The organism is Actinospica robiniae DSM 44927, assembly GCF_000504285.1.
GTDB classification, from domain to species: domain Bacteria; phylum Actinomycetota; class Actinomycetes; order Streptomycetales; family Catenulisporaceae; genus Actinospica; species Actinospica robiniae.
This window is the reverse complement of record NZ_KI632511.1, coordinates 6144842-6158765: the sequence shown is the minus strand read 5'-3', so window position 1 is coordinate 6158765 and position 13924 is coordinate 6144842. Positions and strand designations below refer to the sequence as shown.

The following is a 13924-nucleotide window of genomic DNA, read 5'->3' as shown; positions in this document are numbered from 1 at the left end:
GTTCCCGCGGGTGGCCACAGCTAGCTCCTTCTCAGCGCCTGACTCCGGTCGCGAACGGCAGGGTGTTGACGAACGCGCGGTGCTGCTCGCGGTCGCACCACTCCAGCTTGAGGAAGCTCTTGCCGGCCGAGGCGCGGATGGTGCGCTTGTCCCGCGACAGCGCCTCCGGCGAGCGCGCGGAGACGGTCAGGTAGCCGACCAGGTTCACCCCGGCCGCGCCGCCGGCGAGGTCCTCGCCGCGCAGGTCCACCCGGCTGGAGTGGGCCCGCTCCCGCGGGTCGTCCACCCGGCCCAGCTTGGCCTGCCGGTGCGCCTCGGCGTCCACGTTGACCCGCTCGGTCAGCATCCGCTCGATGGCCACCTCGGTCGGCTCCAGGTCCATCGTCACCGCGACCGTGCGGATCACGTCCGGGGTGTGCACCAGCAGCGGCGCCAGGAAGTTGACCGCGACCGGGGTCAGCGGCCACTCCCGGATCCAGGCGGTGGCGTGGCACCAGGGCTCGAGGCTGATCGACTCGCGGGTCTTGGCGCGCAGGAACAGCGGGGCCGAGGCGTCGAACTCGGCCGGCCAGGCGTCCCGCTCGGCCATGCCCTCGGTGTGGTCGATCGGGTGCTCCGGATCGAACATGGAGTGGATCAGCGAGGAGAGCGCGGGCACGTCGAGCGGACGGCGCACCTTTATGTCGGCGTCGGCGAGCCGGGCGCAGATGTCGGTCAGCTCACGCACCATCACCACGCAGATGCCGTGGTCGAGGTCGTGGCCGCCGGACATCACCCGGGCCTCGGCGGCCAGCTCCCGGGTGTAGGACATGCAGGCGGTCAGGTAGGTGCGGTGCTGCTCGCTGGAGGTGGAGACCATCGAGAGCAGCTGCGCGTAGGACTCGCGGATCCACGGCAGGGCCTCCGGATCGCCGCGCCGGGCCACGTCCTTGGCGTGCGCGTCCGGGTCGGCGGGCAGGGTGCGCGCGAGCATCTGAACCCGCGTCACGAAGCCGTCGCCGTTGGCCACGTGGCGCAGCAGCGTGCCGTACCGGTCGACCAGCGCCTCCTGGTCCTCGGCGTCGCGCGAGCCCACGCCCGGGCCCTCGATCTCGATGGTGCAGGTGATCGTGCCCCGGTCCAGGTGCATCAGCACGGCCAGCGGGTCCGGGCCGAAGCGCGCGGTGAGCCAGCGCACCTGGCCCACCCCGGGCGGAGTGGGCACCGGCAGCTCGAGCCCGGCCAGCGTGGTGCCGGCGACGTCCGCGGGCGAGGCGTAGGAGCCGCCGCCGCGCAGCAGCCGGCGATAGGAGCGTTCGATCTCGAACCAGCGGTAGAAGGTGCGCTTGCGGTACGGCGCGAACACGGCCGCGCCGGCCAGCACCGGGCAGCCGAGGATGGCCAGTATCTTCAGCGGCAGCGTCGGCACCGCGAAGCCGCTGACCATGGCCAGCACCAGGCCGGTCGCCAGCACGGCGAGCTCGCCGGTCTCCCGGTTGCGCCCGACGATGGCGTTCGGCTTGGCCTTCCCGATCAGGAAGGAGCGCCGACGCTCATAGCCCTCGGTACTCACGCGTTCGACTCCTTACGCACCCGCGCCGCCCGCGTCCGCGCCGGCGCCGGGGGCGGTGCGGGCCGGGTCGGCCACGCCGCGGCCGCCGCCGGCCGGGGGCAGGTTCGGGCCCTGCGGCGGCAGGGCGCCGGGACCGCCGGCTCCGCCGATCAGGCCGGCCGGGTTCTGCGGTTCCGGGCGCTGCAGGGCGAGCCGGGCCGAGGCGCGCAGGCCCTGGGCGGCCAGGCCCGCACCGGCGCCGAGCGCGGCCATCGCGGGGGCGGCCACCGGGTTGCCGGAGCGGGCGCCGTGCGCGGCGATGCCCTGCTGCATCCGCGTGGCCGGGCCGTCGAGGGCGCCCTGGGCCACCTGGGCCGGGGCGTCGCCGCCGCGGGAGCCGGCCAGCTTGAGCATGTCGTCGCCGAAGTTGGGCACGAAGCGGTAGATCAGGCCGGAGGCGAAGATCGACAGGGCCATGATGGCGAGGCCGGACAGGACGGAGGCGAACGCCGAGCCCGGCGCGGCGCCCGAGGAGATCGCCGCGGCGAGTCCGAGCACGATCACGATGACCGGTTTGACCAGGTCCACCGCGATCATCATGCCCGCCCAGCGGCGCACGTGCGGCCACAGGTCCTTGTCCACCAGCCCCGCGTAGACCGCGCCGGCCAGGGCCGCGCCGACGTAGAGCATCGCGGCCCGGATGAGCAGCTCCAGCCACAGCACGGCGGCCGCGATCATCGAGAGCAGCGAGATGAACACCAGCAGGATCGGGCCGCCGCCGATGTTCGAGGCGGAGCCGTTGCTCGGGCTCAGGGTGTTGGCGAAGGAACTCAGGAAGCTGTTCGTACCGCTGCTGGTGGTCGAGCCGATGGCGTCGGTGACCGAGTCGGTCAGCCGGACCATGCCGTAGAGCACCACCGGGGTGAACGCCGAGGCGCCCACGGCCAGCCAGAGGAAGCCGGTGGCCTCGGTCACCGCGGTCACGATGGAGTCCCCGCGCACGGCGCGCTTGATCACGGCGAGGATCCAGAGCACCACGGTCAGGATCGTGGAGGCGGCGAAGACGATCGCGTACTGCTTGAGGAACCCGGAGTTGGTGAAGTCCACTCCGCTGGTCCCGCTCACCGCGCCGGAGACCTGGTTGATCACCCAGGCCGCCGCCTGGGCGCAGGACTTCCCGATCGACCCGAGCGGGTCGGTGAGCATCGAGCCGGTGCTCGTGCCCCCGCCGGCGCCGCCGCCGTTCGGGTCCACCAGTTTGCTGGTGTTCTCGCACGCCTGTTTCATGCTGCCGAACAACGCGGCGCACGGGTCGCCACTCGCCATGAAGCTAACGCCCATACCGCAGCTCCCCATACTTGGTGACAGCTGCTTGCAGCGTCGTGCCGGGAGCGGGCGTCTGCAAGCCCCCGAGCGGAGCCGGCCCCTCGGCCGACTGGAAGGAGAACCACTTCCAGTCGCCGTGGGTCCAGTTGAGCGTGACGGTCACGGTGACCCAGTCCTCGGAGACGGCGTGCTGCGAGTTCGTGCCGGCGAGCCCGGCCAGGGTCACCGTCCAGACCGAGACGGTGGCGGTGTTGCCGCTGGTGCTGACCACGCTCACGCCCACCGGCGCGGCCCGCTCCACGAAGGTCTGCCCGGCCGGGGCGGCACCCGTGCCGGTCAGCCCGTAGGTGGTGTCGATCTGCGCGTAGGCGGCGTCGAACTGGCCCTGCAGGCTGGAGGCTATGGCCGGATCGGCGATCGCGTTGACGAGCCGGTCCCGGGCCGAGGGGGAGACCATGGCGGCCGAGTTGAAGGCGACCACGTAGTTCGCCGCGGCGGCTTCGGCGCCGGCGGTGCTGTGCGGGTAGCCGACCGGCACGCCGCTCGCGGTGGAGGTGGCCAGGCCGGCCGAGTACGGGGAGGTGACCGAGGCCGAGGGGGCGCCGGTGGCCCCGGCGGTGGGACTCGCGGCGGCGGCCGGCTTGGCGCCGGAGCCGTGGCCGCGGTTGACGATCGCGATCACCGCGAGCAGGACGAGCACGAAGCCGACCGCGATGAACGGGGCGCGCCGGCGCGGACGGCGCGGGGTGGCCTCGGCGTAGGGGTCGGTCGGCAGCTTGATCCGGGTTCGCACGGCGGGTCCGGTGCCGGCGCCGGGCTCGGCCGCCTCGGGCCGCCGTCCCGGAGTCCTCGGCTCGCCTGACACCTGTGAACCCCGATCGATGCGGCGCGGTCGGCTCACCGGGGGCCGCCGCGGGGAATGAATATGTGCTGCGTGGATGGAGTAACCAGTGTCACTCCGGCGAACGGCGGTCTACCCGCCGTACACGCCAGCGAATCAGGGCCCACAATGATCAGATCGCCATACCATAGACGATGGTGAAAAGCGTACTGAGGCTGCCGATGATGAACACGCCGGTGAGACCCGCGATGATCAGGCCTTTTCCCTGCTCGGCGCTGAAGGAGTCGCGCAGCGCGGTGGCGCCGATGCGCTGTTTGGCCGCCCCCCAGATGGCGATGCCCAGGCAGATCAGGATGGCCGCGGCCATGATCACCTCGATCAGCACCTTGGCCTGCTGACCCACCGATCCGAACGGCCCCCAGTTGGGCGCGATGCCGTTGATGATGTTGTTGATGTCACCGCTGCCCGCGGCCAGGACCGTCATGACCATCATCTGGCCCCCAATCTGCATTCGCCGAACCTGGACGTCCCGCCGCCGGCCCCTCGGGCGGGGACCTCGCACGACGGGCCCCGCCGGCCTGGCGCCGGAGCGGATTTCCGCAGTGCAGGCGGCAGCTGACGCCGCGTCATCCTGCCCTTATCATAGGGCGCAGAGCCACTCGGGTGCTGTGCCCGCGCCGACTTGTTTTCCCGGTCGAGGCCGCGCCCAACCACGCGCCAGGCAGGAGGGGGGAGCGGATGCTGCGCCCAGCGCCGCCGCGGGCCCTGCGCCTGGGCAACAAGTGGATCTGGCTGGGCGCCGGAGCCCTGCTCACGCCCTTCGTGATCGTGGCCGGCGTCACCGCCGTGGCCCTCGGCATGAGCAGCTCGGTGACCGCGCAAGTCCAGCAGTCGCTGCAGCCCGGCACCGTGCCCACCGCGTACGTCGGCCTGATCGAGCAGGCCGCCACCACCTGCTCCACCCTGAGCGCGCCGCTGCTGGCCGCGCAGTTCTACCAGGAGAGCGGGTTCAACCCGAAGGCCGTCTCCTCCACCGGAGCCATGGGCATCACCCAGTTCGAGCCGGGCACCTGGACCACCTGGGCCTCGCCGAACGACGGCGACGGCAAGGAGAACCCGTACAACCCCGCCGACGAGATCCCCGCGGCCGGCCGCTACGACTGCGCGCTGGCCCGGCAGCTGACGAAGATCCCCGGGGATCCGGTCTCGAACATGCTCGCGGCCTACAACGCCGGCCCCGGCGCGGTGATCGACGCCGACGGGATCCCGCACATCGAGCAGACCGAGAACTACGTCAAGAACATCAAAGCTCTGGAGAAGGCCTTCGCCGCACCCACCGGCACGGTCGCGGTCAGCGCGGTCGCGGTGGAGGCGATCAAGTTCGCCTACGACCGGCTCGGCACGCCGTACCTCTACGGCGGCACCGGCACGGCCGCGGAGAACGGCGAGTTCGACTGCTCCGGGCTGACCCAGGCCGCGTACGCGAGCGCCGGGGTGACCCTGCCGCGCGTCGCCGCCGAGCAGTGGTACGCCGGCCCGCACGTGCCCAGGGACCAGCTGCAGCCGGGCGACCTGGTCTTCTTCGCCACGAACACCAGCGATCCGAGCACCATCGAGCACGTCGGGATCTACGTGGGCGGCGGCGCGATGATCGACTCGCCGCACACCGGCTCGGTGATCCGGTTCGACCCGATCGAGGGGTTCAACCCCAGCTACATCGGCGCCGTCCGGCCCTACGCGACCGTGCCGCAGTGGCCGGTGGCCACCGGCCTGGCCACGCCCTCGGCGTCGGCCGGCGGCTGAGGACCGACGGCTGAGCCGCCGTCAGTCCCCTTGCCGGCTCAGCCCGAGACGGCCGCGAGCCCGTCGGCCACCGAGGTCTTCGCCCGCCAGCCGGTGGCGTTGTAGAACGCGTCCGAGCAGATGCGCTGGGACCGGGTGAACGGCTCCACCCGGCGGCCGAGCAGCTTCATGGCGAGCGGGGAGTAGAAGCGGGCGTCGCCGGCGCCGGCGGCCCGGCCCAGTTCCGCGGCCCACTCGGCCCTGGTGAGCGGAGCCCCGGAGACGTTGTAGACCCCTGACGGCGCGGCCAACGCGGCCACCACGGCCGCTCCGGCGTCCGGCACCGCGATCGGGGAGATGTACCCGTCCGGCGAGCCGAGCAGCACCGGCTTGCCCTTGCGCACGCGCTCGAGGGTCCAGCGGGTGACCGGATCCTCGCCGTAGAACAGGCCGAAGCGCAGCGCCACGGCGAACCGGTAGGCGTCGGCGAAGCCCATGGCGTTGTCCGTGGCCGTGATCGAGGAGGCGGAGAAGGCGTTGGGCCGCACCGCCCGCCCCTCGGTGATCCACTCCGCGCCGCCGTCCTCGTAGACGAACGACACCGCCTCCTGGACCAGGCGCAGCACGCCCTCCGCGGCCGCGGCCTCGGCCAGGTTCCGGCTGGCGAGCTCGCGCACCCGGTCGTTCTCCCGCCACGCGCCGGCCCGGGCCGCCTTGGTCGGCGGCGGGATCCGGGTCGCCAGGTTGACCACGACGTCGTGCCCGGCGACGGCCTGGCGCAGCGAGGCCGGGTCGAACAGGTCCGCCTGCACCGGACCGGCCCCGGCCGCCGCGAGGGCCTCGCTCTTCGGACCGCCGCGGGCGATCCCGCTGACCTTGTGACCGCTCGCGACCAGAGCCCGCACGGCCGAGGTGCCGAGCACGCCGGTTGCGCCGGCGACGAAGACCCGCATCGAAGACCTCACTCCTTCCAGCGAACGCCCGTGCCGAGCGCCCCGTCCGGATCCGTACCCGCGTAACCCTCACCCATTCGGCTCGTTGGGGTCACCGGGCGCGATCCGCTGAGGCCATTGTGCCGGGTTCGCGATCCCGTTGCTCCCGGTTTCGGCAGATTCCTCCGCCCGGCCGGGCGGCATCGATCGACGACCGGACAGAACGGCGCCGTAGCGGCGCCAATGGAGGTGTCAGGGTGAAGCGGGGAGTGCAGGGCGCTCGCGCGGGCCGGACTCGCACACGGACGACGATGCGCGCCCGGTGCGCCACCCTGGCCGCCGGGTGCGCGCTCGCCGCGTCCGCCTGCTCGGGCCCGGGCTCCGCCGTCACCGTCGCGGCCGACCCGGCCGCCGCGGTGCGCCAGGCCGGCACCGCCTCGATGCGGATCGGCACCTCCGCCGTGGCCACCTCGGTCACCATGACCTCGAACGGCAAGAGCGAGCAGTTCTCCGGCACCGGCTCGTTCGACTTCGTCCAGCAGATCGGCTCGATCACCCTGGTGGTGCCGCCGGAGGTCAACGCGCACGGCACCCTGGACGAGATCGTCACCCCGACCACGCTCTACATGCGGCCGACCGGTTCCACCGCCAAATGGGTGCGGGTGGACGCGAGCAAGCTCGCCGACGGCGACCTGATCAGCGCCGGCTACACCAGCCCGGTGCTGGCCTTCGCCATGCTCTCCGGCGCGGGCGCGGCCGGCGGCTCGGTCAAGTACGTCGGCCAGGACAAGGTCTACGACACCCCGGTCGCGCACTACACCGGCACGCTCGACCTCGCCGCCGCCGCGGCGGCGTCCTCGGCGCCGCTCAACTCGGCGCTGGCCGCCGCCAGCCGCTCGTTCACCAAGCAGTCGGTGCCCTTCGACGTCTACCTCGACGCCGAGGGCCGGGTGCTGCGGTTCATCGCCCACTTCGCCTTCCCCGCGCCCGCCCCGCAGAAGGGCGAGGTCAGCATCGTCTCGAGCACCGACATCTACGACCTCGGCAAGCCGGTGAAGGTCTCCGCCCCGCCCGCCGCCGACGTGCTGCAGGCCGGCTGACGGGCCGTCGGCGCTCGGACCGAGACCGGCTGACGCCCCGGCGGATCGGGGCCAGGTGCCGGATGGCCCAACCGGGCCATAGCGGGTCGCTTAAGGCGCGCCTAACCTGGAGCAGTGGGCAGGCGGGTTTTCAGCCGAGGGGTTACAGGCGCGAGGAGGTGGTCCGGGTGCGTTCCGACACGACCGCGACGGGCGCGGATCGCGCACCCCGCGGCGCGCGCCAGGCATCCGCTCCCGCGGGCCCGCGCTACCGTGCGGTCCACGACCGGGTGGCGCTGGACGAGATCGGGCTGTTCGCCGAACTGATCATCGCGGCCGAGCGCAGCGACGAGCCGCTCTCCCGCGAGGACATCGACCGCATCCTCGGCTTGACAGTCCAGGCTTGAGAACGACCGGCCGGCGCCGTCCGCGCCCGGTCGGCTGAGCCGCTTCACGGACCTGCCCGGTCCGTGCGCATCGACGCTGATCAGCGTCACGGCTCGAGCGGGCCTGAGCAGGCGCGCCCGCCCCGGGGCGGCTACCATCCTTGTGGTCATGGAACACTGGACTTCCGCGGCCGTGATCGACTCGACCGACCCCGGCCGTCGTCCGCACCACACCGAAGCCCGGAGAGCCCTGTGCGCCTGCGTCTGACTCCGAAGGAGACGAGCTTCTACGACCTGTTCGCCAAGGCGGCGGACAACCTCGTCGTAGGAGCGGGTCTGCTGACCGAACTGCTGGGCGCCGACAAGGCGGAGAGAACCGCCATCGCCGAGCGGATGCGCGATGCCGAGCACGCCTCGGACGAGATCACCCACACCATCTACCGGCAGCTGAACTCCAGCTTCATCACCCCGTTCGACCGCGAGGACATCTACATGCTCGCGAGCCTGCTCGACGACGTGATGGACGAGATGGACGCGGCCGCCGACCTGGTCTCGCTCTACCAGATCGACGTCCTGCCGCAGGGGGTCTCCGACCAGGTCGACGTGCTGGTGCGGGCGGCGGACCTGACCGCCGAGGCGATGCCGCGGCTGCGCACCATGAAGGACCTGCGGGACTACTGGATCGAGGTCAACCGGCTGGAGAACCAGGCCGACCAGGTCTACCGCAAGCTGCTGGCCCACCTCTTCTCCGGCGAGTACGACGCGATCACCGTGCTCAAGCTCAAGGAGGTCGTCGACACCCTCGAGCAGGCCGCCGACGGCTTCGAGCACGTGGCCAACACGGTCGAGACCATCACGGTCAAGGAGTCCTGAGCTCCCGTGCAGAACTTCGGCCTCATCCTGGTCGTCTTGGTCGCGCTGGGCTTCGCCTACACGAACGGCTTCCACGACTCGGCCAACGCGATCGCCACCTCGGTCTCCACCCGCGCGCTCACTCCGCGGGTGGCGCTGTTGATGGCCGCGGTGATGAACCTGTTCGGCGCCTGGCTCGGACTGCAGCTCGGCGGCGGCGTGGCCAAGGCGGTGACCAGCGGCATCATCAGCCCGCCGCCGAACGGCCCGCAAGGCATGGTGATCGTCTTCTCGCTGCTGGCCGGGGCCATCTCCTGGAACCTGGTCACCTGGTACTTCGGCCTGCCCTCCTCCAGCACGCATTCGCTGATCGGCGGCATGGTGGGCGCGGGCCTGGCCTCGGGCCTGACCGTGCACTGGGGCGGGCTGTGGGACAAGGTCATCCTGCCGATGCTGATCTCCCCGGTGGTCGGCTTCCTGCTGGCCTTCGCGCTGATGGTCGGGATCCTCTGGGCCTTCCGCCACGCGCACCCGCGCAAGGTCACCCGCGGCTTCCGGATGGCGCAGACCGTCTCGGCGGCCGGCATGGCGCTCGGCCACGGCATCCAGGACGCGCAGAAGTCCATGGGCGTGGTCATGCTGGCGCTGATCGCCGGCGGTCACGCCACCAGTTCCTCGCCGGTGCCGGCCTGGGTGCTGTGGGTGGCCGGCCTGTCCATCTCCGCGGGTACCGCGTCCGGCGGCTGGCGGGTCATGCGCACGCTGGGCCGCCGGGTGATCGAGCTCGACCCGCCGCGCGGCTTCGCCGCCGAGACGGTCGCCTCGCTGGTGCTCTACTTCACCGCGTTCGTCTACCCGGCCCCGGTCTCCACGACCCACATCATCACCGGCTCGATCATGGGCGTCGGCGCGACCAAGCGGAAGACCGCGGTGCGCTGGGGCGTGGCCCGCAGCATCGTGTTCGCCTGGATCCTGACCATCCCGGCCGCGGCGATCTGCGCCGCGATCTTCTACTGGCCGACCAACGCGATCTTCAGCTGACCTCGAAACGCCTGATCCCCGCCTGCCCGGCTGCGTGCCGGGGGCGGGGATCAGTTCGTTCGGGCCGGTCTGCCCGGTCGCCTAACCGAAGCGGCCGGTGATGTAGTCCTCGGTGGCGCGCTGCGACGGGTTGGCGAAGATCCGCGGCGTCTCGTCGATCTCGATCAGCTTGCCCGGCTCGCCGGTCCCGGCGATGTTGAAGAACGCGGTGCGGTCCGAGACGCGCGCCGCCTGCTGCATGTTGTGCGTCACGATGACGATCGTGTACTCGTTCTTCAGCTGCGCGATCAGGTCCTCGATGGCGAGGGTGGAGATGGGGTCGAGCGCCGAGCAGGGCTCGTCCATCAGCAGCACGTCCGGCGAGACGGCGATGGCCCGGGCGATGCACAGCCGCTGCTGCTGTCCGCCGGACAGGCCCATCCCCGGCTTGTTCAGCCGGTCCTTGACCTCGTTCCACAGGTTCGCGCCGCGCAGCGAGTGCTCCACCACGCCGTCGAGGTCGCCCTTGCCGCGCATCCCGTTGAGCCGCAGGCCGGCCGCCACGTTCTCGTAGATGGACATGGTCGGGAACGGGTTGGGCCGCTGGAAGACCATGCCGATGGTGCGCCGCACCGCGACCGGGTCGATGTTCGAGCCGTAGAGGTCCACGTCGTCGAGCATCACCTTGCCCTCGACCCGGGTGCCCGGTATGACCTCGTGCATCCGGTTGAGGGTGCGCAGCACGGTGGACTTGCCGCAGCCGGACGGCCCGATGAAGGCGGTCACCGTACGCGGCTCCACGGTCAGGCTGATGTCCTCGATCGCCCGCACCGAGCCGTAGTACGCCGACAGTCCGGAGACGTCGATTCGCTTGGCCATGGTTCTCAATCTTCTTTCTCGGTGGATCTTGCGGACGTCAGCGGGAGGCCGCGGGGGCCTTCCACCAGGCGATCAGACGGGCGATCAGGTTCAGCAGCATGACCAGGATGATCAGGGTGAGCGCGGCGGCCCAGCCCCGGTTGATCGCGGTCGCCAGGCTGTTCTGGGATTCGCTGAAGACGAACAGCGGCAGCGAGCCCTGCGGCTCGGAGAACGGGTTCGGGTTGATCGACTGGGTGACCCCGACGAGCAGCAGCACCGGGGCGGTCTCGCCCATGATGCGCGCGACGCCGAGCATCATGCCGGTCACGATCCCGGGCAGCGCGGTGGGCAGCACCACCTTGGTGATGGTGCGCCACTTGGAGACGCCGAGCGCGTACGAGGCCTCGCGCAGCGCCGGGGAGACGAGCTTGAGCATCTCCTCGGTGGAGCGGACGGCCACCGGCAGCATCAGGATGGTCAGGGCCAGCGAGGCGGCGAAGCCGGAGGCCTGGAAGCCCGCGCCGAGGATCCACACCGACAGGATGAACAGGCCGGCCACGATCGAGGGCAGGCCCATCATGACGTCGACGAAGAAGGTCACCGCCTGGCTCAGCCGGCCGTGGCCGTACTCCACCAGGTAGATGCCCACGAGCAGGGAGAGCGGGATGGTGATCAGCGCCGCGATGCCCACCTGCTCGAGCGTGCCGAGGATGGCGTGGTACGCGCCGCCGTAGCTGTCGGACTCGGAGACGTTGCGCATCGAGTGGGACAGGAAGTAGACGTCGAAGTCCTTGCCGCCCTTGACGATCACGGTCCACAGGATCGAGATCAGCGGGATGACGGCCACCACGAAGGCCAGCCCGACGATGACGTAGGCGGCCTTGTCCTTGAGCCTGCGGGTGGGGCTGGTGTGCGTCAGCGAGGAGGAGGACATCAGGAACCGGCCTTTCCGGCGCGTCGGACCACCACGCGGGCGGCGTAGTTCACGATCAGCGTCATCAGGAACAGCACCAGGCCGGAGGCGATCAGCGCCTGGCGCCCGGTGGTGAAGGCGTCGCCGAACTGCACCGCGATGTTCGCCGCGATGGTGTTGCCGCCGGGCTGCAGGATCCGGGTGACCAGGCCGGGCACCTGGGTGAGCACCATCGCCACCGCGATGGTCTCGCCGAGGGCGCGGCCGAAGCCGAGGATGACCGCGGAGGTGACGCCGGAGCGGCCGTAGGGCAGCACCGCCAGCCGGATCATCTCCCACCGGGTGGCGCCGAGCGCGTACGCGGCCTCGACCTGCTCGCGCGGGGTCTGCTTGTAGATCTCGCGGGCGATCGCGGCGATGATCGGCAGGATCATGATGGCCAGCACCACGCCGGCGGTGAAGACCGAGCTGCCGTAGGTCCCGTCGCTCTTGAACATCGGGATCCAGCCGAGCACGTCCTGGATGATCTTCGAGACCCCGGCCATGTGCGTGTCGAGCACCAGCAGGCCCCACAGGCCGTAGACCACGCTGGGCACCGCGGCCAGCAGGTCGACGATGTAACCGAAGACCGCGCCGAGCCGGCGCGGGGCGTACTGGGTGATGAACAGGGCCACGCCGATCGCCACCGGCGCTCCGAGGAGCACGCCGATCACCGAGGTGACCAGCGTGCCCCACGCGATGGCGGCGATACCGAACTGCGCCACCCCGTTCGGAGTGCTGTTGCCGTCCGGGTCCCAGGTGAAGGAGGTGACGAAGTCGACCTTGTCCTTGCCGATGGCCTCGACCGCCTGGAAGATCAGGAATCCGGCGATCGCGGCCATCAGGATCAGGATGAACACGGCGGCGCCGCGCGCGCTGCCGCCGAACAGCCGGTCGCCGATGCCGGCCTTGGCGGCCAATCCGGCCCGGGGGTCGCGGACCGCCACCTCGTCGGTGTCGGCCACCGCGCTGCGCCGCTCGTTGCTCATGGGCTTATCCAGCTCCTACCTGGGGGCGGGGACTACTGCAGGCCGGCGATGGCGGTCGTGTCGGTCGCGGCGATGCTCGACGGCAGCGGCACGTAGCCCTCCGCGGTCAGCTCGCCCTGGGCCGCGCTCGAGACGATGTAGTTCAGGAAGCCCTTGATCAGCGGCAGCTGGGTCGCGTCGTTGCCGGTGCCGCAGGCGATCTCGTAGGTCACCAGGGTGGCCGGGTAGGCGTCCGCGGCGGCGTAGGTGTAGTCGAAGGCCAGAGTGGTGTCCGCGCCGTTCTGGGTGACCTTCGCCTTGGCGATGAAGTTCGCCGCGTTGTCCTGGGTCAGCTGCACGAACGCGCCGTTGGCGTTGGAGACCTCGGCGTAGCTCAGCTTGTCCTGGGTCGCGTAGGAGTACTCGACGTAGCCGATGCCGCCGGAGGTCGACTGGACCTTGGCCGCCACCGCGGAGGAGCCCTTGACGCCCTGGGCCGTCTTCGACGGGAACTGCTTGTTCGCCGGGCCGAAGCCGCCGAGCGCGTTGAGGTAGTTCGAGAAGTTGTACGAGGTGCCGGACGTGTCCGAGCGCATGAACGCCTGGATCTTCAGGTTCGGCAGGTTGCTGACCGACGGGTTGTCGGTCTTGATCGCCGCGTCGTTCCAGTTGGTGATGGTGCCGTTGTAGATCCCGGCCAGGGTCTTGGCCGAGAGGTTCAGGCTGGTGACACCCGGGACGTTGAAGACCACGGCGATGGCGCCGGGCACGGCCGGGATGTCGATCGCGGTGCCGGAGCCGCAGCGGCCGGCCGAGGTGACCTGGCCGGACTGGTCCGAGCTGAGCGAGTAGTCCGAGCCGGCGAAGTCGGCCTGCTTCTGGATGAACGAGGTCACACCCGCGCCGGAGCCGTTGCCGTTGTAGTCGACGGTGACGCCGGTGCACTGGCCCTGGTAGTCCTTGGTCCACTGCGACATCGCGTTCTGCTGAGCGGTCGAGCCGGCCAGCTTCAGCGTGCCCGAGGGGCAGGTCGCGGCGGTCGACGAGGAGCCGCCGGCGGCGGCCGCGGTCGTGGAGCTGGAGCCGGAGGGCGCGCCGTTGTCCGAACCACACGCGCTGAGCGCAAGAGCCGCAGCCACCGCTACACCGGCCACGGAGCCATAACGCTGAAACTTCACGTCGGAAGTCCCTTTCGTCCTGGGACCGGCGGGGTCTACCGCCGGAGGTCTATCTGGAAGTGCTGACCTGCAGAACGTAGGCAGACGGGGTGAATCACTGGACCTCACTGGGTGAACTGAGGGTGAACGGCCCCGGGACATTCGCGCCAGGAAGATTAAGAATCGGTCACGGAAGCGCTGGCCAGGCGGGTCGAGGCAAGGGCCGGGCGCCCCCAC

14 protein-coding genes are annotated in these 13924 nt (G+C 71.0%); 5 read left to right on the top strand and 9 right to left on the bottom strand.

All coding sequences use genetic code 11. The annotated features are described in order from the left end of the window. Nucleotides 1–31: 31 nt before the first annotated feature. From ACTRO_RS26260 to ACTRO_RS26245, 4 genes are all read right to left on the bottom strand, one after another. Complete coding sequence (locus ACTRO_RS26260) at nt 32–1552, bottom strand: SCO6880 family protein (RefSeq protein ID WP_034267220.1); 1521 nt, start codon at nt 1550–1552, stop codon at nt 32–34. Between the two features lie 12 nt (nt 1553–1564). Further along, nucleotides 1565–2872 (bottom strand): hypothetical protein, encoded by a 1308-nt coding sequence (locus ACTRO_RS26255; protein ID WP_157436454.1) that lies wholly within the window; start codon nt 2870–2872, stop codon nt 1565–1567. Next, nucleotides 2862–3722: a hypothetical protein gene (locus ACTRO_RS26250; RefSeq protein ID WP_051451419.1), complete on the bottom strand. Its 861-nt coding sequence runs from the start codon at nt 3720–3722 to the stop codon at nt 2862–2864. Before ACTRO_RS26250 ends, ACTRO_RS26255 begins: the two co-directional genes overlap by 11 nt. Before the next feature lie 148 nt (nt 3723–3870). Continuing rightward, nucleotides 3871–4188 (bottom strand): hypothetical protein, encoded by a 318-nt coding sequence (locus ACTRO_RS26245; RefSeq protein WP_034276817.1) that lies wholly within the window; start codon nt 4186–4188, stop codon nt 3871–3873. 248 nt (nt 4189–4436) lie between these two features. Here ACTRO_RS26245 and ACTRO_RS26240 point away from each other — a divergent pair, with 248 nt between their 5' ends. Continuing rightward, nucleotides 4437–5501, top strand: coding sequence for a C40 family peptidase (locus ACTRO_RS26240; RefSeq protein ID WP_063628077.1), 1065 nt, complete (start codon nt 4437–4439; stop codon nt 5499–5501). A gap of 38 nt (nt 5502–5539) precedes the next feature. Here the strand turns inward: ACTRO_RS26240 and ACTRO_RS26235 are convergent, their stop codons facing one another. Continuing rightward, nucleotides 5540–6433: an NAD-dependent epimerase/dehydratase family protein gene (locus ACTRO_RS26235; RefSeq protein ID WP_034267217.1), complete on the bottom strand. Its 894-nt coding sequence runs from the start codon at nt 6431–6433 to the stop codon at nt 5540–5542. Nucleotides 6434–6723: 290 nt separating this feature from the next. On the opposite strand from ACTRO_RS26235, the gene ACTRO_RS26230 reads away from it, so the two are divergent. From ACTRO_RS26230 to ACTRO_RS26215, 4 genes are all read left to right on the top strand, one after another. Next, entirely contained in the window at nt 6724–7512 is a 789-nt protein-coding gene (locus ACTRO_RS26230) for an SCO4651 family lipoprotein (protein WP_051451418.1), read from the top strand. A gap of 167 nt (nt 7513–7679) precedes the next feature. Next, nucleotides 7680–7898 (top strand): hypothetical protein, encoded by a 219-nt coding sequence (locus ACTRO_RS26225; RefSeq protein WP_157436453.1) that lies wholly within the window; start codon nt 7680–7682, stop codon nt 7896–7898. Nucleotides 7899–8129: 231 nt separating this feature from the next. Then, nucleotides 8130–8750 (top strand): DUF47 domain-containing protein, encoded by a 621-nt coding sequence (locus tag ACTRO_RS26220; protein ID WP_034267211.1) that lies wholly within the window; start codon nt 8130–8132, stop codon nt 8748–8750. Between the two features lie 6 nt (nt 8751–8756). Then, nucleotides 8757–9770 (top strand): inorganic phosphate transporter, encoded by a 1014-nt coding sequence (locus ACTRO_RS26215; RefSeq protein WP_034267208.1) that lies wholly within the window; start codon nt 8757–8759, stop codon nt 9768–9770. An 81-nt stretch (nt 9771–9851) separates the two neighbouring features. On the opposite strand, the gene pstB is transcribed toward ACTRO_RS26215, so the two are convergent. Genes pstB through pstS form a run of 4 tightly spaced genes read right to left on the bottom strand, consistent with a single transcriptional unit; the run spans nt 9852 to nt 13669 of the window. After that, on the bottom strand, nt 9852–10628 hold the full coding sequence (gene pstB / locus ACTRO_RS26210; protein WP_034267205.1) for a phosphate ABC transporter ATP-binding protein PstB: 777 nt from the start codon (nt 10626–10628) through the stop codon (nt 9852–9854). A gap of 37 nt (nt 10629–10665) precedes the next feature. Then, nucleotides 10666–11544, bottom strand: a complete 879-nt coding sequence (gene pstA / locus ACTRO_RS26205; RefSeq protein ID WP_034267202.1) for a phosphate ABC transporter permease PstA — start codon at nt 11542–11544, stop codon at nt 10666–10668. Continuing rightward, nucleotides 11544–12551, bottom strand: coding sequence for a phosphate ABC transporter permease subunit PstC (gene pstC / locus ACTRO_RS26200; RefSeq protein ID WP_034267199.1), 1008 nt, complete (start codon nt 12549–12551; stop codon nt 11544–11546). Before pstC ends, pstA begins: the two co-directional genes overlap by 1 nt. Nucleotides 12552–12583: 32 nt before the next feature. Further along, nucleotides 12584–13669, bottom strand: coding sequence for a phosphate ABC transporter substrate-binding protein PstS (gene pstS / locus ACTRO_RS26195; RefSeq protein WP_245594489.1), 1086 nt, complete (start codon nt 13667–13669; stop codon nt 12584–12586). Nucleotides 13670–13924 lie beyond the last annotated feature (255 nt).